Raw genomic sequence first — 19,094 nt, forward strand, 5'->3', positions numbered from 1 at the left:
AACCCCCTCCCCGTAAACGGGGCGAGGGGACTTGCCCCGCGAGAGGTAGGTGGGGAACGGAGGGGTCGCGGCCATCTCCCTTCGCCCCGCAAGCGGGGAAAGGGTGCCGGCATGCGGATGAGGGGCTGATCTCGCCGACCTCCTGGTCGGACATCAGGGAATAACCAGCCCACCGCGATAATCGAGCACATAGGCCTTCCGCTCCTCGACCATGATGCATTCCTGGCCGCTGAATCCCTCGCAGCCGCCTTCGCTGCGGTCGACATAGCGGCCGAACGGATGATCGAATTCCATTCCGCCGAGAAAGCGGCCCTCCCGATACATTGCCGACAGCGCCGCCTTGATCACCGTTCCGGCGGCTCTGCCGTCGATCAAATCGGACGCGACGACGCGGCCGAAATAATTCATGGCCCAGACGGGTTCGCCGGCAAACCAAATCACTTCCTGTCCGGCGAAGTCGGTGCCGCCGAAGTAGCTGTCGAGATAGGACCAGTCGCCGCGCTCGTAGCCGATATCGTGAGCACCCGGCCGGCAGGGCGGGCGAGGCACACCACCGCCGACATAGGTCGCGGCCTTCGCCTCTACGATGAAGTCGTTCAGCATCACGGTGTCGAGCATTATCATCTTCCTCCTGCCTCATCTGATACGGATATAGCAGAACGATGAGAACATAAGAAGAACGAAAGAGTGGGCATCGCCCGATCGACTTGGGGCAGGTGCATCAGACATCGAATGCGCTGTACGGATCCGTTCGGCAGGCGATGTCGAGCCGGTCGCGGAGCATGTTCAAAGCCAGCGCCGAGGGCGAGGTTCGATTCGCAGTCCGGAGCCGGCATTTTCAAACGCAAGCGCAAAGGAAAAGATTCCTGTTGACATCGGAACGTAGATGGAACAAATTGAAAACATAACGAGTAAAGGAGAGCCAGATGACTGACATGATCCGTGATATCGCAGCATTCACCTCCATCGCAATGTTCGTTGCCAGCTTCTCGCTGATCGTCATCGCGATCTAAAGTTTTCAGGGGATCGCATGGCAGTCATGCGGTTCGCAAGCGGGTCTTCTTCTGGACATCATTGCCCTCAATGCCGACAATGCATCCGATTCATTTCGGCTGATTGGGAAGGCATATCATGGCGGAGACGGAAAAGGGTTCAATGGGTGAGGCGACCGGCGGCACGCCGGGCTTCATCCACCTGAGGGTCCACTCCGCCTATTCGCTTCTTGAGGGTGCGCTGCCTCTGAAGAAGATCCTCTACAAGGCGACCAGCGACAGTCAGCCTGCGATCGCCATTACCGACACCAACAATCTCTTCGTCGCCCTTGAATTCTCCCAGAAGGCAATGGACGAGGGCCTGCAGCCGATCATCGGCTGCCAGGTCTCCATCGACATGGAAGACGGATTGGAAAGTGAGAAGCGCGGCGGTCAGCAGGCCCTGATCAAGCTGCCATCGATCGTTCTACTTGCCGCGACGGAGGCCGGTTACGAAAGGCTGGTCGATCTCGTCAGCCGCGCCTATCTCGGCGGCGATAGCAACCAGGCCATACATGTCAGAGCCTCCTGGCTGGAAGAGGCAGGCACGGAAGGTCTGATCGCCTTGACCGGCGCCCTGACCGGACCGGTCGACGCGGCTGTCAGGGAAGGTCATCCCGGCCAGGCGGAAGCCCGGCTGCTCACGCTGAAGCGTCTCTTCGGCGACAGACTCTATGTCGAACTGCAGCGGCACGGCACCTACGACAAGCGGCACGAGCAGAAGATCGTCAGGCTTGCCTACACGCATGACCTGCCGCTCGTCGCCACGAACGAGGCCTTCTTTCCGACCCGCGACGATTACGACGCCCATGATGCGCTGATGGCGGTTGCGCATAACGCCATCGTCTCGGACGACAGCCGCTTTCGCCTGACGCCGGATCACTATCTGAAAAGCCGGGCCGAGATGGCCAAGCTCTTTGCGGACCTGCCGGAAGCGCTTGAGAACACGATCGAGATCGCCAGGCGCTGCTCTTTCGTGTTGAAGACAAGAAAGCCGATCCTGCCGCGCTTTACCGGCGCCACCGAAGATGCCGAGGAGGCCGAACGCGCCGAGGCGGGCGAATTGCGCCGCCAGGCGGTGGAAGGGCTGGACATGCGGCTTGCCACGCTCGGCATGTCGCCGGGTTACGAGGAAAAGGATTATCGTGAGCGGTTGGAGTTCGAGCTCAGCGTTATCGAGCGCATGCGCTTCCCGGGTTACTTCCTGATCGTTTCCGACTTCATCAAGTGGGCCAAGCAGCATGATATTCCCGTCGGTCCCGGTCGCGGTTCGGGCGCCGGTTCGCTGGTCGCCTATGCATTGACCATCACCGACGTCGACCCGCTGCGCTTCTCGCTGCTCTTCGAGCGCTTCCTCAATCCGGAACGCGTCTCGATGCCTGACTTCGACATCGACTTCTGCCAGGACCGTCGCGAAGAGGTGATCCGTTACGTTCAGGCGAAATATGGGCGCGAGCAGGTGGCGCAGATCATCACCTTCGGTTCGTTGCAGGCGCGCGCCGCACTTCGTGACGTCGGCCGCGTGCTGGAAATGCCCTACGGTCAGGTCGACAAGATCTGCAAACTCGTGCCGAACAATCCGGCCAATCCGACGCCGCTCTCTAAAGCGATCGAAGAGGAGCCGAAGCTGCAGGAGGAGGCGGCGAAGGAACCGGTGGTGGCGCGCCTGCTCGACATTGCCCAGAAGATCGAAGGGCTTTATCGCCACGCATCGACGCATGCCGCCGGTATCGTCATCGGCGATCGGCCGCTGTCCAAGCTGGTGCCGATGTATCGCGATCCGCGCTCCGACATGCCGGTCACCCAGTTCAACATGAAATGGGTGGAGCAGGCCGGCCTCGTCAAGTTTGACTTTCTCGGCCTGAAGACGCTGACGGTGCTGAAGGTCGCCGTCGATTTCGTCGCCAAGCGCGGCATCAAAGTCGATCTTGCGGCCATTCCTCTCGACGACAAACCGACCTACGAGATGCTGTCGCGCGGCGAGACGGTCGGCGTGTTCCAGGTGGAAAGTGCCGGCATGCGCAAGGCGCTGATCGGCATGAAGCCGGACTGCATCGAGGACATCATCGCGCTGGTGGCGCTCTACCGTCCGGGCCCGATGGAAAACATTCCGACCTACAATGCTCGCAAGCATGGCGACGAAGAGCTGGAATCGATCCATCCGATGATCGACCACCTGCTCAAGGAAACGCAGGGCGTTATCGTCTATCAGGAACAGGTGATGCAGATCGCCCAGGTCCTGTCGGGCTATTCGCTTGGCGAAGCCGACCTTCTGCGCCGCGCCATGGGTAAGAAGATCAAGGCGGAGATGGACCAGCAGCGCGAACGCTTCGTCGTCGGCGCTGTCAAGAACGGCGTCTCGAAGCCGCAGGCCGACAACATCTTCGAACTCTTGGCGAAATTTGCGAACTACGGCTTCAACAAGTCGCACGCCGCCGCCTACGCCATCGTCTCCTACCAGACGGCCTATATGAAGGCGCATTATCCGGTCGAGTTCCTCGCCGCCTCGATGACGCTCGACATGTCGAATACAGAAAAGGTCAATGATTTCCGGCAGGACGCCAAGCGCTTGGGCATTGAGGTGATTGCGCCCTCGGTGCAGACATCCTTCCGACATTTCGAGACCGGCGACAACCGCATCTATTATGCGCTCGCCGCTTTGAAGGGCGTCGGCGAATCCGCCGTCGACCACATCGTCGAGGTGCGCGGCGACAAGCCTTTTGCCAGCATCGAGGATTTCTGTCTGCGCATCGATCCACGCCAGGTGAATCGCCGCGCGCTCGAAAGCCTGATCTATGCCGGCGCCTTCGATTGTTTCGGCACCGACCGCGCCCAGCTTTCCGCCGGCCTCGACCGCATCCTCGGTTATGCCCAGCGCGCCCAGGAAAATAAGCTGAGCGGCCAATCGGACATTTTCGGCAGCGCACTAAACTCGGGCCCGGAGAAGATCTCCTTGCCGCCCTATTCACCCTGGCTGGCATCGGAGCGGCTGCTCAAAGAGTTCCAGGTGCTGGGCTTCTATCTGACGGCCCACCCGCTCGATTCCTACAACAACATCCTACAGAAGATGCGTGTGCAGACTTTCGCCGAGTTTTCAGCGGCCATAAAACAAGGCGCCGCCAATGCACGCCTTGCCGGAACCGTCATCTCTAAGCAGGAGCGCAAGACCCGCACCGGCAACAAGATGGGCATCATCGTCTTTTCCGATTCTTCAGGCCAGTTCGAGGCGGTGCTGTTTTCGGAGATGCTGAACCAGTATCGCGACGTGCTCGAGTCCGGAAAATCCTTCCTGCTGACAGCGACCGGTGAGGAGCGGCCGGAGGGTATTGGTCTTCGCATTCAGACGATCCAGTCGCTTGAGGAAAAGTCGCTGCAGATGCAGAAGGCGCTGCGCGTTTATGTCCGCGATTCCGGGCCGCTGAAGATGGTTGCCGGCCATCTGAATGCTAAGGGTGACGGTCTGGTTTCCTTCATTGTCATCAAGGAGGAGGGCAAACGCGAGGTGGAAGTGGCGCTGCCGGAGAAATACCGGATCACCCCCGAGATTGCTGCCGCTCTTCGCGCCGCCCCCGGCGTCGTTGACGTCGAGCTTGTCTGATCAACCCAGTTGATGATCGACCCCGTTGATCTCGTCACCCACGGGTGATCGTGATGAAATCCGTGCCTTCGCCGGTTTCCCGGCCAAGGCCGGTGTCGGAGATCGTCAGCGTCGAGCCGGGCGCGATCAGTGCGTCGATCCTGCGGCGGGCCTCGTCGGGGATCGTGATGCGGCTCAGCGAAAGGGCAATCGGCTTGCCCATGACAATCGAGCTTTCCTGGCTGGTGATGCCGAGTCGTTTCATCGTCTCGCGGGAGAGGTTGTTGCTAAGTGTGACGCCGAACCAGTCCGCCGTTCCGGCCTGTTCATCGACCGCATGCAGCGTGAAAAAATGCGTGCCGAGTGCCAATCCCGGATCGGCGATCGTTACCGGCGCTTCGAAAATCGGCTTGAAGGCCTGCCGCACCATGATGACGCCGTTCGGAGGCTCGCCCTTGCCGGCTGCGGAATAGACCGATGTGAGAAGTCTGTCGGAGACCAGGCTCCTGTCGCCGGCAAATTCCGTCGGCCGCAGGATCTTGAAGGCGTTGATCGCCTGCACGGTCGACGGACCGAGCAGGCCGTCCGGCTCGCCGGCGGAAAAGCCGAGCTGATTGAGTAGCGTCTGGATGTCGATCACCGTCTCGCGCAGCGTGCGCCGCGTGACGAGCATGCTGATCGGTTCGGACGGCGGCCGGACCTCCAGCGCGGTAACCGGCGATGCCGCCGGCATCGGCGTTGCGGCGATGTCGTTCATGGCCACCTGCACCGGTGTCCCGGGACTGACGGGGATGGAGGGCCGCAGCTCGACATCCGAAAGGAGCGGCATCGCTGCCGGCGCATCGGGGCGGAAAAGGTTCGGATGGTCGATCGGCTGCGGCACCAATTCGTCGTCGCTGATGATGACGGGAATGCCGGGCTCGGTCATTCGGTAGAGCATTTTTGCGAAGGCGCCGGGCATGCGTACGCAGCCGTGCGAGGCCGGATAACGCGGCACGGAATTGGATTCGTGCAGCGCGATGCCGGACCATGTCAGCCGTTGCATGAACGGCATCGGGGCGGCCGAATAGAGGTTGGATTCGTGGTATTTCTGCTTTTCGAGCACCGAGAAAATGCCGCTCGGAGTCGTATGGCCGTCCTTGCCGGTCGAGACCTTCGAGGTCGCGACGACGTCGGTGCCGTCATAAACCACAAGCGACTGCTTGTTCTTCGAGACGAAGATCTGCAGCGTGCGTGCATCCGCGGCAAGAGCAGGGTGCACGAGTGCGGTGGCCGACAGCAAGCCGAGGCCGAAGACGAGACGCGAGAACATGATACCCAACCATACGCAATACTGGCCCGGCACATTATGAGACGAAGTTTAAGGAAGATTTTAAACCCCGGACTCATCGGCCTGCCCGGAACGGTGCAGCGGTTCCGCGCTGACGACACGCATACATAAAAGGCAAAGCATGCCGGATGAATCAAAGTTTGATCTGTTTGGTCTAAGGTATTGCTTTTATTTTGCATCTCTAACAAGCGCGCACCGCGAGATGTTCTAGTGATCGCGCTTGCCGCTGCCGAAGGTGTAGCCGGTTTCGACCGTATTCTTGCCGAACTTGTCGCGCAGCTTGTCCATCGCCGCTTCGGCCGCCGCCCGCCGGCCTGACTGCCGGTCGATCAGATCGGGCGGATCGGCGCGGGTGGCATCGCCGAGATCGGTGACGCCGATGCCGATCAGGCGGAATTTCGTACCGTCCGTTTCCTTTTCGAGAAGTTCGAGCCCGATGCGGAAGATCCTGTCGGCAAGCTGGGTCGGGTCCTCGAGCTTGCGGTTGCGGGTGCGCGTCTTGAAGTCGGCGCTCTTCATCTTCAGCACCACCGTCCGGCCGGCGATATCGTTTTTCTTCAGCCGCCAGGAAACCTTTTCGGAAAGGTTGCGCAGGATCGGCACCAGATCGTCGTGGCGCGAGATGTCGTCGAAGAAGGTCGTTTCGGCCGAAACGCTCTTGGCGGCGTCGTTGAGATGCACCTCGCGGTCGTCGATGCCGCGCGAGAGCCGCGCAAGGCGCTGGCCGATACTGCCGTAGCGGCGCATCAGGTCGTTCTCCTCCATCTGCTGTAGCTGCCCGATGGTGCGGATGCCGTCCGCCTCCAGCGTCGCGGCAAAGGCCTTGCCGACGCCCCAGATGGTTGTGACGGGACGCGGCGCCAGAAATTCCACCGCTTCTTCACGGCCGACGACGGAAAAGCCGCGCGGCTTCTGCAGGTCGGAAGCGACCTTGGCGAGGAATTTGCAATAGGAAAGCCCGACCGATACGGTAATGCCGATTTCCTTTTCGATGCGGCGAGCGAATTTGGCGAGCGTACGCGCCGGTGGATCATGATGCAGCCTCTCCGTGCCGCCCAGCTCCAGGAAGGCTTCGTCGATCGACAGCGGCTGCACCAGCGGTGTCAGATCCTGCATCAGTGCGCGCACCTGGCGCCCGACCCGGACATATTTTTCCATGTCCGGGCGTATGACGACGGCCTGGGGGCATGCCTCCAGCGCCTTGAACATCGGCATCGCCGAACGCACGCCGTGGATACGGGCGATATAGCAGGCAGTGGACACGACACCGCGTTTGCCGCCGCCGATGATGACCGGCTTGTCGGCAAGTTCGGGATTGTCACGCTTCTCGACCGCCGCGTAGAAGGCGTCGCAATCGATATGCGCAAGCGTCAGTCGATAGAGCTCGCGATGGCGCACCAGACGCGGGCTGCCGCAGGATAGGCAACGACGCGCCTCACACTTCTGCTCGGCAAGGCAGTCGCGACAGAAGCCGGGTGTCTTGTCAGGCGCGGGCGTCATGGTGAGAACAAAGGTTGAACGGCGCGACACTACGCCTTAAGCTTATGAGTCACAAGAGGACGGGAGCTTTGCCTTTGGATAAAGATCTTCGTTTCGAGCCGGTGACGACAGACCGGTGGGGCGACTTCGAGACTCTGTTCGGCCCGCAGGGCGCTTTTTACAATTGCTGGTGTGTCGCGCTGCGCTTGCCGCATGCGGTGAGGACGACGATGACGGCCGACGAGCGCAAGGCGCATATGCGCGAACGGATCGGGGCCGGGCCGCCGCCGGGGATCATCTGTTATGCCGATGGCGGACCGGTCGCCTGGGTGCAGGTCGGGCCGCGCCACGACGTGCCGCAGTTCAATTCACCGCGCACCGTCTCGCGGCCGCTGGAGGAGGATGATGCGCGTGATCCCTCTATCTGGGCTGTCAGCTGCTTCTTCCTGCTGCCGAAACTGCGCGGCAAGGGATTGAGTCATCGCCTGCTCGCCGGCGCGATCGACCATGCCCGGCGCCAGGGCGCGCGGCTGCTCGAAGCCTGCCCGATCGATCATGCGAAGCAGTCGAAATCGGTGACGCTCTGCATCGGCTCGACGGCAATCTTCGAGGCAGCCGGTTTCGAGACGATTGCCAGACGCAAGGACGGCCGTCCGCTCATGCGGCTGGAACTGCGCGGTTGATTGTGCCGGAAAGGAAGTGGGCCTCGATCAGCTCGGCCGCATGCGCCCAATCGGTGGCGCGGGTGATGTCGTCGGCTGCCGCCGGAGCGAAACGATGGACGGGCGAATCCGGCATCAGGTGAATGAGCAGGCAATTGGCGACGTGATCCCTGACGGAATGCAGATTGCGCGCCATATCGTCGATAAAGACAACGGGAAGGGAGCGGCTGGCATGCAAGGCGTGGACGATCGGCCCCTTGGGCTCTTCGCTGGCAAGCAGCGGAAAGAGCAGGCCCATCCTGTCGAGCAGGCGACGGCGCTGCTGCTGGAACCGCGGCTGCATGGCCGTCAGAAACAGGACATCGGCCTCGCGCGAAAGCCGGTCGAGCGTTTCGACTACGCGGTCGAGCGGCGTCTGCCACAGCTCCTGCGCCTCGAAGAATTCCTCGATCAACCGGCTGACCTGCTGGTTCCCGATCTCCGTGCCGTCCACTTTCGAGACGATGTTGCCGTGAAGCTTGAACGAGCGCGGCAGAAACGCGTGACCCTGGCTCTGAAGAAAAAGCTGGAAGGGGTCGATGAACCGCAGGACGACATCGTCGACGTCGCAGACGATCAGCGGCCGCTCGCCGAGCCGGATGTGCGAAACATCGAACTCTGTCACGCTCAGTATTCTCCCGAATCGAGCCCCGGCGAGGAGAAATGCCGCCAAGCGGCCGTCACCGTCTCCGGGCTGAGGCCACTCGCCGTGCAGAAGGCCATCGCCGTCGGTTCGTGGTTCATCAGGAAGTCCATCATGCCTGAGAGGAAACCCGGATCGTTGACTGCGTTGCGCACCTGCTCGGGCGCCACGCCGGTGAGTGCGAGGAAGCGGCCGAACATGTCGGGATCGGCGGCAAGCCAGCCGAGCACGGCGATCGCCGTCTCGTGCGGGTCGGCCGCCCGTTGTTTCGAAGTCTTGAAGTTGCTTTGCATTTCGAGGGGTAAGTTACCTTTTCTTCAACCAAATACCGCTAGCGTGCGCTATCGGTTTCACGGAGCTATTCATCCGCATGTGCATTTCTCATGGGACGAACGACTGCGCGAACGGACGTAGGGACAGCTTGTCATGCCCAAACAGGTAATGATTGTAGAAGATAACGAGCTCAACATGAAGCTCTTTCGCGACCTGATCGAGGCGTCCGGCTATACCACGATTCAGACGAGAAACGGCATGGAGGCGCTCGATCTGGCGCGCAAGCATCGCCCCGACCTCATCCTCATGGATATCCAGCTTCCCGAGGTCTCCGGCCTCGAAGTCACCAAATGGCTGAAGGAAGACGACGAGCTGCATGTGATTCCCGTGATCGCCGTCACGGCTTTCGCGATGAAGGGCGACGAGGAGCGGATCCGCCAGGGTGGCTGCGAGGCCTATGTTTCCAAACCGATCTCGGTTCCGAAATTCATCGAGACGATCAAGACCTATCTGGGCGATGCCTGACGCATCGGAAAGACCGTTATGACCGCGCGAATACTGGTGGTTGACGATATTCCAGCCAACGTGAAGCTGCTTGAAGCGCGGCTGCTCGCGGAGTATTTCGACGTGATGACCGCGGCCGACGGTCACGAAGCGCTGGCAATCTGCGAGCGCAACCAGGTCGACCTGATCCTGCTCGACATCATGATGCCCGGTATTGATGGCTTCGAGGTCTGCGAGCGGCTGAAGGCCAGTCAGAAAACCGCCCATATTCCAGTCGTCATGGTCACCGCACTCGACCAGCCGGCCGATCGGGTACGCGGTCTGAAGGCCGGCGCCGACGATTTTCTCACCAAGCCGGTCAATGATCTGCAGTTGATCTCGCGGGTGAAGAGCCTGCTGCGGCTGAAGACGTTGAGCGACGAACTGCGCATCCGCGCCGACACCGCTCATACGATGGGCATGGGCGACCTCATGCGGGCAGCCGAAGGCCGTGGCGACGAGGCCGGCCAGGTGCTATTGGTCGACGGCCGCGCCAATTCTCAAGAGCGCATCGTCAGGGCGCTGAAGCCCATCGCCGATGTGCTTGCGCTCTCCGATCCGCAGGCCGCCCTCTTCGAGGCGGCCGAGAACGCGTTCGATCTCGTCATCGTCAATGCCAATTTCGACGATTACGATCCCCTTCGGCTCTGCTCGCAACTGCGCTCGTTGGAGCGCACACGCTTCCTCCCGATCCTGATTATCACCGAGCAGGGCACCGACGACATGGTCGTCCGCGCGCTTGATCTCGGCGTCAACGACTACATCATCCGCCCCGTCGATCCCAACGAGCTCGTCGCCCGCAGCCTGACGCAGATCCGTCGCAAGCGTTATAACGATCGTCTGCGCGCCAGCGTCAAGCAGACGATCGAGCTTGCCGTGACCGATCCACTGACTGGCCTTTACAACAGACGTTATCTCGACAATCACCTGAACGTGCTCTTCAACCGGTCGATGGCGCGGGGCCGGCCGCTTTCGGTGCTGATCACCGATATCGACCGTTTCAAGCAGGTGAACGACACATACGGCCATGACGGCGGCGACGAAGTGCTGCGCGAATTCGCAAACCGCGTCCGTTCAACCATCCGCGGCGCCGACCTCGCCTGCCGTTACGGCGGGGAGGAATTCGTCGTGGTGATGCCGGAAACCTCGCCTGAAGTTGCCGCAGCCGTCGCCGAGCGCCTGCGCGCGGCTGTCGAAAGCGCTCCCTTTATGCTGAAGCGCTCAAGTGAAGCCCTGGCCGTCACTGCGTCCTTCGGCATCGCCTCGCGCTTCGGCGCGGTGCTGACGCCGGACCAACTGATGAAGCAGGCCGATCTAGCTCTTTACCAGGCCAAGAATACCGGCCGCAATCGCGTGGTCGCAGCGGCCGCTTGACGAATCACTTGGGACGCCATACGCGCCATTTCCGGTTTTCCACAGCGGTAAGCGATTTGTTACCGATTTTTAACTTTCGCCTGTGCGACGCAGGCCCAAATTTAGCAGCCCGGTCGCCCAAAAATGGACTCCCGGCGTTGCTGTGGATATGGTGCGGCGCGACAGTCTCCTGAATGCCGCGGCCCAGCCAAAAATGAAATGAAAACTATAAAAAACGCCCGCCTCCAACAGGGTCAAATAAAGTGTGGCGGCATCACCTCACGTAGGGGGAGGGGCTGCTTGAGTTATTAAGTTATATTGTCGAACTTCTTCTAGCCCTACGTCATTAGGCTTAGCCGTCAAGCAAAGCCGTCAAATCTTTGTATGTTCCAAAACTGGACTTTTAACCATAGAATCAAGCTCAGAAAATTCATCATTAAGAATTTGTTGATTTTCTTTCATTTCTGCGCAAATTATCGGCTCATAAAAGAAGCGCTCCGCAGAGGAGCTGTCGATACCCCATGATGCTCAGGTCCGCCGCATCTCCTGGGTCGTGGGGTCGGTCGGCTAGTAGGCAAGTCATAACGGTTCCTCGTGCCGTTTTGCATGCTGGCCGACCCCCTTTCAAGAAAGCGCCGCCACTTCCCGAAGATGGAAGGGCGGCGTTTGTCTGTTTGCGCTATCATTTTCGAAGGCCGTCCCAGGACAATAAAAAACGCGCAACCCGAAGGCGCGCGCTTTTTGAAATCCGTCAGGCCAAGTGATTACTTGATCTTGGTTTCCTTGAACTCGACATGCTTCTTAGCAATCGGGTCGTACTTCGTCTTCGTCATCTTGTCCGTCATCGTACGGCTGTTCTTCGTCGTGACGTAGAAGAAACCGGTGTCGGCTGTCGACAGCAGCTTGATCTTGATTGTTGTAGCCTTGGCCATGGTCGTCCTGCCTTTAAGAAAATGAAAGCCGTGGAAGCCGGATGGGCTCCACGGCAAATTCTGGCGCGAAACTACGAATCCCGCCCGAAAAGTCAAGTCCGTTTTCGAACGAACATCAATCTGATGCCGGAAAGTAGGGCATAAAGACCGAAGAAAGCGGCAATCGCCCAGGCAAAACCATTATTTCCGGCGACGTCGATTGCTGCGCCGATCACCTGTGGCCCAGCCACGGTTCCCACCGCATAGCAGAAGACGAAGGCGGCATTGGCCGCAGCCAGATCGGAGCCCGTCAGCCGCGAACCGAGATGGCTGAGGCCGACCGTGTAGAGGCCGGAGACGCAGCCGCCCCAGAAGAGCAGGATCCCGGCCATCAGCAGCCAGTTGTTGACGAGGATTGGCAGCGTCATCGAGCCGACAAAGCCCATCAGCGCCATCCCTGCCAGAAGCGGTCGCTTGTCGCGGATGCGGTCGGAGAGTAGGCCGAGCGGAATCTGGAAGATGACGTTGCCGACGCCCATCATCGTGAGCAGCAGCGCCGCCTGGGATTCGGTGAAATGGGCGCGCACGGCAAAAATCGGAAAAAGTGACAGCCCGCCAGCTTCGACCGCGCCGAAGATGAAGACGGCAGCCGTCGCTGTCGGCACCAGCAGGACGTAGCGCATGAAATGCAATTCCGGCTTTTCCTCGAGCACCGGGCTTTCGTCACGGGCGATGAAAATCGGAATGGCGGCAAGCAGGATCGCGCCCGCGCCGACCAGGAAGGGAAAGATGCCGTCGCTGCCGAGTATCGAAAAGAGCAGGGGTCCTGCGGCGAATCCAATGGAAAGCACGGTCGCATAAATGCCGAGCACAAAGCCGCGCTTGGATGGCGGCGAGGCGGCGTTGATCCAGAACTCGGAGAGGATGAACAGCGTCGTCGTTGCGCCATGGAAGGCGAAACGCAGCGGAAACCACATCCAGAAATCCTGGGCATAATAGAAGCCGAGTGCACTCAGCGCCGAAATCAGCACCGCCCAGAGCATCGTCGGCGCAACGCCGTATTTATGAGCGAGCTTTGTGGTAACAGGGGCCGCGGCCATCGCCGAAATCCCGGCCATCGCCGTGTTGAGCCCGATCAGCGTAGACGAGATGCCGCGTTTTTCGAGGATGATGCTGAGAAGCGGGAGTCCGAGACCGATTGCTATGCCGACGGCTGAAATGGACGAGATGGCTGCCACCAGAGAAGGCCAATGGATTTCTTCGACATCGCCCGGTGTGCCGGTTCTCGGCTGAGACATTTATCCATCCTTAGAAAGCTGCGCGAGCGAATCGACCTCTCGTCTCACATAGAAGGGACACAGATGTGCCAAATCCAGGTGACGGGCGGCGTTTCGCAGTATTTCCGATGTGATCTGCGGAATGTAAAGCCTGTTCAGACAAGAAAAGCTTACCATGTCAAGTCGTTGAAAGATCGTTGACTCCCGCGTGTCGGTAGTGGTCGGTGGAGCGCTGGCACTACACGCTAAATATGTCTGGAAGGTGAAGGCGCTCAATCCGGCCGGCGGGGAAGCTCGTAATCATCGGGAGTTTCGCTCTCGCCGCCGAAACCATGCATGCGCAGCGCCCATTGCAGGCCGATGACGCCGCCCTTGATCGGCTGGATCGAGGCGAGCGCGGCGATGACCGTGATCGGCGCCCATATGGCAAGATGGACCCATACCGGCAACACGAAGGTCAGATCGGTCAGCATGTAGCCGCCGACGATGACGTGGCCGAGGACCAGGATGACGATATAGGGCGGCAGGTCGTCGGAGCGATGGTGATGGATCGCCTCGCCGCAGGCGGCGCAATGATCGACCGGTTTCAAAAAGGCGCGGAAGAGCTTGCCTTCGCCGCAGGCCGGGCAGCGGTTCATCAGCCCGCGCATGATGGAACGCCCGAGCGGACGCTCGGCTTCGGCTCCGTTCCCGTAGCGGGCGACCGGATCGGTCGGTGTGTTCATTGCATCTTCCTCTTTCAGGCAGAAAGCATGAAGCGTCGCAATAGGACCATTGCTGCTTTCGGCACAGCGGCTTAGCGGCGTCCGCGCGGGGGACGCGTTCCCGGTTTCTTGCGGACCTGGCCGCTGTCGCGGCGGCCAGCCTTATGAAGGGATCGCACTGCCGTCGGCATCTCGCGTCCTTCGCTCAGCATCTCGAAGCGCAAGGCCCCGGCAAGCGGGATTGCTTCCGCAAGCTTCACGGTGACGCTGTCGCCAAGACGATAGCCGAGGCCCGTCTTTTCACCCGACAGTGCCTGATGCGCCTCGTCATAGATGAAATAATCGGTGCCGAGCGTAGATATAGGGACGAAACCGTCGGCGCCATAGTCTGGCAAGGTGATAAAGAGGCCGGACTTCGTAACTCCGGAGACGCGGCCGGCAAACTCCTCGCCGACGCGGGTGCTCAAATGATGGGCGATCAGCCGGTCGATGGTCTCGCGCTCGGCCGCCATCGCCCGGCGCTCGAAGGTCGAGATTTCGGCGGCGATATCGTCGAGCGAGGCTTCTTCGTCGGGAGTGATGCCGCCTTCGCCGAAACCGAGCGAACCGACGAGCGCGCGATGCACGATGAGATCGGCGTAGCGGCGGATCGGCGAGGTGAAGTGGGCGTATTTCATCAGGTTGAGGCCGAAATGTCCGATATTCTCGGGACTGTAGATCGCCTGGCTCTGCGAGCGCAGCACCATCTCATTGACCATGGTCTGATGCGCTGTACCTTCCGCTTTCGCCAGAATACCGTTGAAGCTGTTGGCGCGCACATTGCCGCCCTTGGCGAGCGAGATGCCGAGTGTCGCCAGGAACTCGCGCAAAACTTCCTGCTTGGCAAGCGTTGGACCATCATGGATGCGGTAGACCAACGGCTGGCGCTTCTTCTCGAGCGTTTCGGCGGCGCAGACATTCGCCTGGATCATCATCTCTTCGATCAGCTTGTGCGCATCGAGCCGCGGCGGCACGAAGACCCGGTCGACGGTGCCGTCTGATTTCAGCAGAATCTTGCGCTCCGGCATGTCGAGTTCCAGCGGCTGGCGCCGGTCGCGTCCGCGCTTCATCACCCCATAGGCATGCCAGAGCGGTTTCAGGATCGCCTCGAGCATCGGTCCGGTCTTGTCGTCCGGACTTCCGTCGATCGCCGCCTGCGCCTGCTGATAGGAGAGCTTAGCGGCACTCTTCATCATGATGCGATGAAAGGTATGGCCGATCTTGCGGCCTTCGCCCGAGAAGCTCATGCGCACGGCGAGCGCCGGCCGGTCGACGCCTTCCTTCAGCGAGCAGAGATCATTGGAGATGCGCTCCGGCAGCATCGGCACGACGCGATCGGGGAAATAGACCGAGTTGCCGCGCTTCAGCGCTTCGCGGTCGAGCGGCGAATTGGGGCGGACATACCAGGAGACGTCGGCAATCGCGACGGTGACGATGACGCCGCCAGGATTGTCGGGCGAGGGATCGACTTCGGCATAAACTGCGTCGTCATGGTCCTTTGCGTCGGCCGGATCGATGGTGATCAGCGGCATCTTACGCCAGTCTTCACGATGCGCCATCGTCGCTGGTTTTGCGGCTTCTGCCTCCGCGATCACGGCCGGCGGGAAGACATGCGGGATGCCGTGCGCATGGATCGCGATCATCGAGATCGCCTTTTCCGAGCCGACCGAGCCGACGACGGAAAGGACCTTAGCTCGCGGCAGGCCGAAGCGTCCGAGGCGCGCGACTTCGATCTCGACCAGGTCGCCGTCCTTGGCGCCGCCGGTGAAGTCGGGATCGATCACCATCTCTTCGCCGCGCCGTTCGATCGGCAACAGGCGGCCGCCACCGCCCGGCGCGCTGCGGAAAACGCCCATCGCCGCACCGCGGCGCCTGTCGATCACCTTGATGATACGCGCCGTATAAGCCGGTCCGCCGCGATCGACGGCCGGGAAGATCTTCGCCAGGATTCGGTCGCCGAGGCCGGCGACGGGTGCCTTGCCCTTACCCTGGCGGCCTGCGGGCGATTGCTGGCGGATGGCGACGGCAGGCGCCACACCCTGCTCCTCCGGCCATTCCGCCGGCCGGCCGATCAAGTCGCCGTCCTTGTCGCGCGTCGTGATGTCGAGAACGGTGACGGGCGGAAGAGCGCCGGGACGAATGAGCGACTTGCGGCTCTTTTGGAGCATGCCTTCCTGCTCGAGTTCCTGCAGCATGTGCTTGAGCTCGACGCGGCCGTCGCCTTTCAGCCCGAACGCCTTGGCGAGTTCACGCTTGGAAGCCTTCTGCGGATGATCGGCGATGAAACGCAGGATCACTTCGCGCGAGGGCAGCGTGCCATGGACGATGTTCAGCGGTTCGACAGCGGAAGCATCCCTGCCGGCGCGGCCGATCTTGCCCGGGCGCTTGCCCGCGAGGTTCGTTCTGTCGCGCGGTGTCCTGCTCACGTCAGCTCTTTTTCGATTTCGCGGGCGCCTTGGCCTTCGCTGCCTTCGGCTTGGCGGCCGTCTTGGTTGTCTTGGCTTCGGCGGCGGCCGCCTTCGGCTTGGCTTTCCCCCTGGCCGCCTTGCCCGCGGGAGCCTTGCCGGCCTTTTCCGTGATCAGCGCAAGCGCCTCCTCAATGGTGATCGCTTGCGGATCCTTGCCCTTCGGCAGCGTGGCGTTGACCTTGCCCCAGTTGACATAGGGGCCATATTTGCCGTCGCGAACAGTGATGGCGCCGCCCTCGGGATGATCGCCGAGGGTCTTCAGCGCCGCCGGCGTACCGCGCGCGCCCCGGCCCGGCGCCTTGTTGGCTTTTTCGGCAATCAGTGTCACGGCGCGGTTGAGGCCGACGGAGAAGACATCCTCAACGGTTTCCAGATTGGCATAGGAACCGTCATGCAGGAGGAACGGCCCGTAGCGGCCTATGCCCGAGGAGATCATCTTGCCCGTTTCTGGGTGTTTGCCGATATCGCGCGGCAGCGAGATCAGCGCCATCGCCTTTTCATAGTCGATATCCTCAGGCTTCCAGCCCTTCGGCAACGAGGCGCGTTTGGCCTCCTTGCCATCGCCGCGTTGGATATAGGGACCGAAGCGGCCGGAACGGAGCGTCAGTTCCTCGCCTGTCGTCGGGTCGGTGCCGAGGCTCTTCGGTTCGTTGAGCGAGACACCCTCCGCTTCTCCGCCATTTTCGGAGGAGAGCTGGCGGGTGTAGTTGCATTCCGGATAGTTCGAGCAGCCAACAAAGGCGCCGTATCTGCCAAGCTTCAGCGAAAGGTTGCCGGTGCCGCAGACCTGACAGATTCTCGGGTCGCCGCCATCTTCGCGTTTCGGGAAGACGAGCGGCGCCAGCGCCTCGTTCAGCGAATCGAGCACGTTGGTGACGCGCAGTTCCTTCGTGTCTTCGATCTGCGCGAAGAAGTCCTTCCAGAAATCGCGCAGCACCTGCTTCCAGTTCAATTCGCCGGCGGAAATCCGGTCGAGCTTCTCCTCGAGGTCGGCGGTGAAATCATATTCGACATATTTGGTAAAGAAGCTTTCGAGGAAAGCTGTCACCAGCCGGCCCTTGGCCTGCGGGATGAGTTTACGTTTGTCGATTGTCACATAGTCGCGGTCGCGCAGTGTCGCCAGTGTGGCGGCATAGGTCGAGGGACGGCCGATGCCGAGCTCTTCCATCTTCTTGATCAGCGAGGCTTCCGAATAGCGCGGCGGCGGCTCGGTGAAATGCTGGGTCGAATTAATCTTCTGCTTGGCGAGCGTCTCGCGCGCATTGATCTCCGGCAGACGGCCATCCTCGTCGCCGTCATCGCTCTGCTCGCCGTCCTCCTTCTGGTCGGTATAGGCGGCGATGAAGCCGTCGAAGCGGATGACCGAACCGACGGCGCGCAGGCCGGCCTTCTCGCCCTTATTGTCGGCGGTGATTTCGGCCGTGGTGCGCTCGATCTCGGCCGAGGCCATCTGGCTGGCGATGCCGCGCTTCCAGATCAGCTCGTAGAGCCGGATCTGGTCGGCATCGAGGAATTTGCGCACGCGGTCTGGAGAGCGGTAGAAATCGGTCGGACGGATCGCCTCGTGCGCCTCCTGGGCGTTCTTCGCTTTGGTGGAATAGAGGCGCGCCTTCTCAGGCAGGTAACGCTCGCCGAACTGGTCGAGGATGGCGCTGCGCGCAGCACCGATCGCTTCCGGGGCCATCTGTACGCCGTCGGTTCGCATATAGGTGATGAGACCGACCGTCTCGCCGCCGATATCCACACCCTCATAGAGCTTCTGGGCGATCTGCATGGTGCGTGAGGCGGAGAAGCCAAGATTGGAGGAGGCGGCCTGCTGCAGCGTCGAGGTGGTGAACGGCGGTCCCGGATTGCGCTTGACCGGTTTTGCCTCGACCGTATCGACGATATAGCTGGCGCCTTCGAGCAATGCCTTCAGCCGGCCCGCATCCTCGCCGTTGCCGATCGCCCGCGGCTGCAGCCGCTTGCCATGCGCCGAAACCAGCCTTGCCTCAAATTCGTCGCCGCGCGGCGTCTTCAGCAGCGCCGAGATATTCCAGTACTCTTCCGAAATGAAGCGCTCGATTTCGGATTCGCGATCGCAGACCAGACGAAGCGCGACCGACTGGACGCGGCCGGCCGAACGCGCGCCCGGCAGCTTGCGCCACAGAACCGGCGAAAGATTGAAACCGACGAGATAGTCGAGCGCGCGGCGCGCCAGATAAGCGTCGACCAGCGGCACGTCGATATCACGCGGATCGGCCATCGCATCGAGGACGGCCTTCTTGGTGATTGCATTGAAGACGACGCGCTTGACGGACTTGCCGTTCAGCACCCGCTTCTTGTTCAGCATGTCAAGGACGTGCCATGAAATCGCTTCGCCTTCGCGGTCAGGGTCGGTCGCGAGAAAGAGCCCGTCGGAGGACTTCACCGCATCAGCGATGTCCTTCATCCGCTTGGCCGAAGCGCCGTCGACCTCCCAGAGCATTTCGAAATCCTGATCGGGAAGAACGGAGCCGTCCTTGGCAGGCAGATCGCGCACATGGCCGAAGGAGGCGAGCACTTTGTATCCCGAACCCAGATACTTGTTGATCGTCTTGGCCTTGGCAGGCGATTCCACCACTACAACATTCATGATGATTCTCTAAAAAACAGCCACGCCGGCGTGGAAGCCAGCGCAACACGCAGCGCAACTTGGATACTGGCCCTCCGACATGGACAGGGAAATCGCTGCGGTCAAGGGGTTTGCTACAATTTTACCTCTTGCATCTGGTGCAATCGGAACA

At 61.0% G+C, this 19,094-nt stretch carries 14 protein-coding genes; 4 read left to right on the forward strand and 10 right to left on the reverse strand.

Features of this window, described 5'->3' with window-relative positions; all coding sequences use genetic code 11:
* Window positions 1–153: 153 nt before the first annotated feature.
* Window positions 154–618 carry a DUF5680 domain-containing protein gene (locus PH551_RS10190; protein ID WP_285192886.1) on the reverse strand — a complete coding sequence of 155 codons (465 nt, stop codon included), beginning with the start codon at window positions 616–618 and terminating at the stop codon, window positions 154–156.
* Between the two features lie 513 nt (window positions 619–1,131).
* On the opposite strand from PH551_RS10190, the gene dnaE reads away from it, so the two are divergent.
* On the forward strand, window positions 1,132–4,629 hold the full coding sequence (dnaE, locus tag PH551_RS10195; protein ID WP_285192887.1) for a DNA polymerase III subunit alpha: 3,498 nt from the start codon (window positions 1,132–1,134) through the stop codon (window positions 4,627–4,629).
* A gap of 34 nt (window positions 4,630–4,663) precedes the next feature.
* On the opposite strand, the gene PH551_RS10200 is transcribed toward dnaE, so the two are convergent.
* The gene (locus tag PH551_RS10200; RefSeq protein ID WP_285192888.1) at window positions 4,664–5,920 is read right to left on the reverse strand and encodes a L,D-transpeptidase family protein; all 1,257 of its coding nucleotides are present in this window, start codon (window positions 5,918–5,920) and stop codon (window positions 4,664–4,666) included.
* Window positions 5,921–6,145: 225 nt separating this feature from the next.
* Window positions 6,146–7,438, reverse strand: coding sequence for a DNA polymerase IV (locus tag PH551_RS10205; RefSeq protein ID WP_285192889.1), 1,293 nt, complete (start codon window positions 7,436–7,438; stop codon window positions 6,146–6,148).
* A gap of 74 nt (window positions 7,439–7,512) precedes the next feature.
* On the opposite strand from PH551_RS10205, the gene PH551_RS10210 reads away from it, so the two are divergent.
* On the forward strand, window positions 7,513–8,100 hold the full coding sequence (locus PH551_RS10210; protein WP_285192890.1) for a GNAT family N-acetyltransferase: 588 nt from the start codon (window positions 7,513–7,515) through the stop codon (window positions 8,098–8,100).
* Here the strand turns inward: PH551_RS10210 and PH551_RS10215 are convergent.
* The gene (locus PH551_RS10215; RefSeq protein WP_285192919.1) at window positions 8,075–8,749 is read right to left on the reverse strand and encodes a hypothetical protein; all 675 of its coding nucleotides are present in this window, start codon (window positions 8,747–8,749) and stop codon (window positions 8,075–8,077) included. The genes PH551_RS10210 and PH551_RS10215 overlap by 26 nt on opposite strands.
* Complete coding sequence (locus PH551_RS10220; protein ID WP_285192891.1) at window positions 8,746–9,054, reverse strand: DUF3572 domain-containing protein; 309 nt, start codon at window positions 9,052–9,054, stop codon at window positions 8,746–8,748. The genes PH551_RS10215 and PH551_RS10220 overlap by 4 nt, the downstream gene beginning before the upstream one ends.
* A 133-nt stretch (window positions 9,055–9,187) precedes the next feature.
* Here PH551_RS10220 and PH551_RS10225 point away from each other — a divergent pair, with 133 nt between their 5' ends.
* Window positions 9,188–9,559: a response regulator gene (locus tag PH551_RS10225; protein ID WP_003547430.1), complete on the forward strand. Its 372-nt coding sequence runs from the start codon at window positions 9,188–9,190 to the stop codon at window positions 9,557–9,559.
* Between the two features lie 18 nt (window positions 9,560–9,577).
* Complete coding sequence (locus tag PH551_RS10230) at window positions 9,578–10,951, forward strand: PleD family two-component system response regulator (RefSeq protein WP_285192892.1); 1,374 nt, start codon at window positions 9,578–9,580, stop codon at window positions 10,949–10,951.
* 743 nt (window positions 10,952–11,694) lie between these two features.
* On the opposite strand, the gene rpmG is transcribed toward PH551_RS10230, so the two are convergent.
* The 5 genes from rpmG to topA form a co-directional block, all read right to left on the reverse strand.
* Window positions 11,695–11,862: a 50S ribosomal protein L33 gene (rpmG, locus tag PH551_RS10235; RefSeq protein WP_003587245.1), complete on the reverse strand. Its 168-nt coding sequence runs from the start codon at window positions 11,860–11,862 to the stop codon at window positions 11,695–11,697.
* A 92-nt stretch (window positions 11,863–11,954) separates the two neighbouring features.
* Window positions 11,955–13,139, reverse strand: a complete 1,185-nt coding sequence (locus PH551_RS10240) for an MFS transporter (protein WP_097598350.1) — start codon at window positions 13,137–13,139, stop codon at window positions 11,955–11,957.
* A gap of 251 nt (window positions 13,140–13,390) precedes the next feature.
* Window positions 13,391–13,843, reverse strand: coding sequence for a DUF983 domain-containing protein (locus tag PH551_RS10245; RefSeq protein ID WP_285192893.1), 453 nt, complete (start codon window positions 13,841–13,843; stop codon window positions 13,391–13,393).
* A gap of 71 nt (window positions 13,844–13,914) precedes the next feature.
* Complete coding sequence (rnr, locus tag PH551_RS10250; RefSeq protein ID WP_285192894.1) at window positions 13,915–16,287, reverse strand: ribonuclease R; 2,373 nt, start codon at window positions 16,285–16,287, stop codon at window positions 13,915–13,917.
* A gap of 1 nt (window position 16,288) precedes the next feature.
* Window positions 16,289–18,943 carry a type I DNA topoisomerase gene (gene topA, locus PH551_RS10255; protein WP_285192895.1) on the reverse strand — a complete coding sequence of 885 codons (2,655 nt, stop codon included), beginning with the start codon at window positions 18,941–18,943 and terminating at the stop codon, window positions 16,289–16,291.
* Window positions 18,944–19,094 lie beyond the last annotated feature (151 nt).

It is taken from the genome of Rhizobium atlanticum (assembly GCF_030182485.1).
In the GTDB taxonomy this organism is placed as follows: Bacteria; Pseudomonadota; Alphaproteobacteria; order Rhizobiales; family Rhizobiaceae; genus Rhizobium.

Coding starts and splice junctions, on each gene's coding strand:
- PH551_RS10190 (WP_285192886.1), bottom strand. CDS start 618: ATGCTCGACACCGTGATGCTGAACGACTTCATCGTAGAGGCGAAGGCC.
- dnaE (WP_285192887.1), top strand. CDS start 1,132: ATGGCGGAGACGGAAAAGGGTTCAATGGGTGAGGCGACCGGCGGCACG.
- PH551_RS10200 (WP_285192888.1), bottom strand. CDS start 5,920: ATGTTCTCGCGTCTCGTCTTCGGCCTCGGCTTGCTGTCGGCCACCGCA.
- PH551_RS10205 (WP_285192889.1), bottom strand. CDS start 7,438: ATGACGCCCGCGCCTGACAAGACACCCGGCTTCTGTCGCGACTGCCTT.
- PH551_RS10220 (WP_285192891.1), bottom strand. CDS start 9,054: ATGCAAAGCAACTTCAAGACTTCGAAACAACGGGCGGCCGACCCGCAC.
- PH551_RS10225 (WP_003547430.1), top strand. CDS start 9,188: ATGCCCAAACAGGTAATGATTGTAGAAGATAACGAGCTCAACATGAAG.
- PH551_RS10230 (WP_285192892.1), top strand. CDS start 9,578: ATGACCGCGCGAATACTGGTGGTTGACGATATTCCAGCCAACGTGAAG.
- rpmG (WP_003587245.1), bottom strand. CDS start 11,862: ATGGCCAAGGCTACAACAATCAAGATCAAGCTGCTGTCGACAGCCGAC.
- PH551_RS10240 (WP_097598350.1), bottom strand. CDS start 13,139: ATGTCTCAGCCGAGAACCGGCACACCGGGCGATGTCGAAGAAATCCAT.
- PH551_RS10245 (WP_285192893.1), bottom strand. CDS start 13,843: ATGAACACACCGACCGATCCGGTCGCCCGCTACGGGAACGGAGCCGAA.
- topA (WP_285192895.1), bottom strand. CDS start 18,943: ATGAATGTTGTAGTGGTGGAATCGCCTGCCAAGGCCAAGACGATCAAC.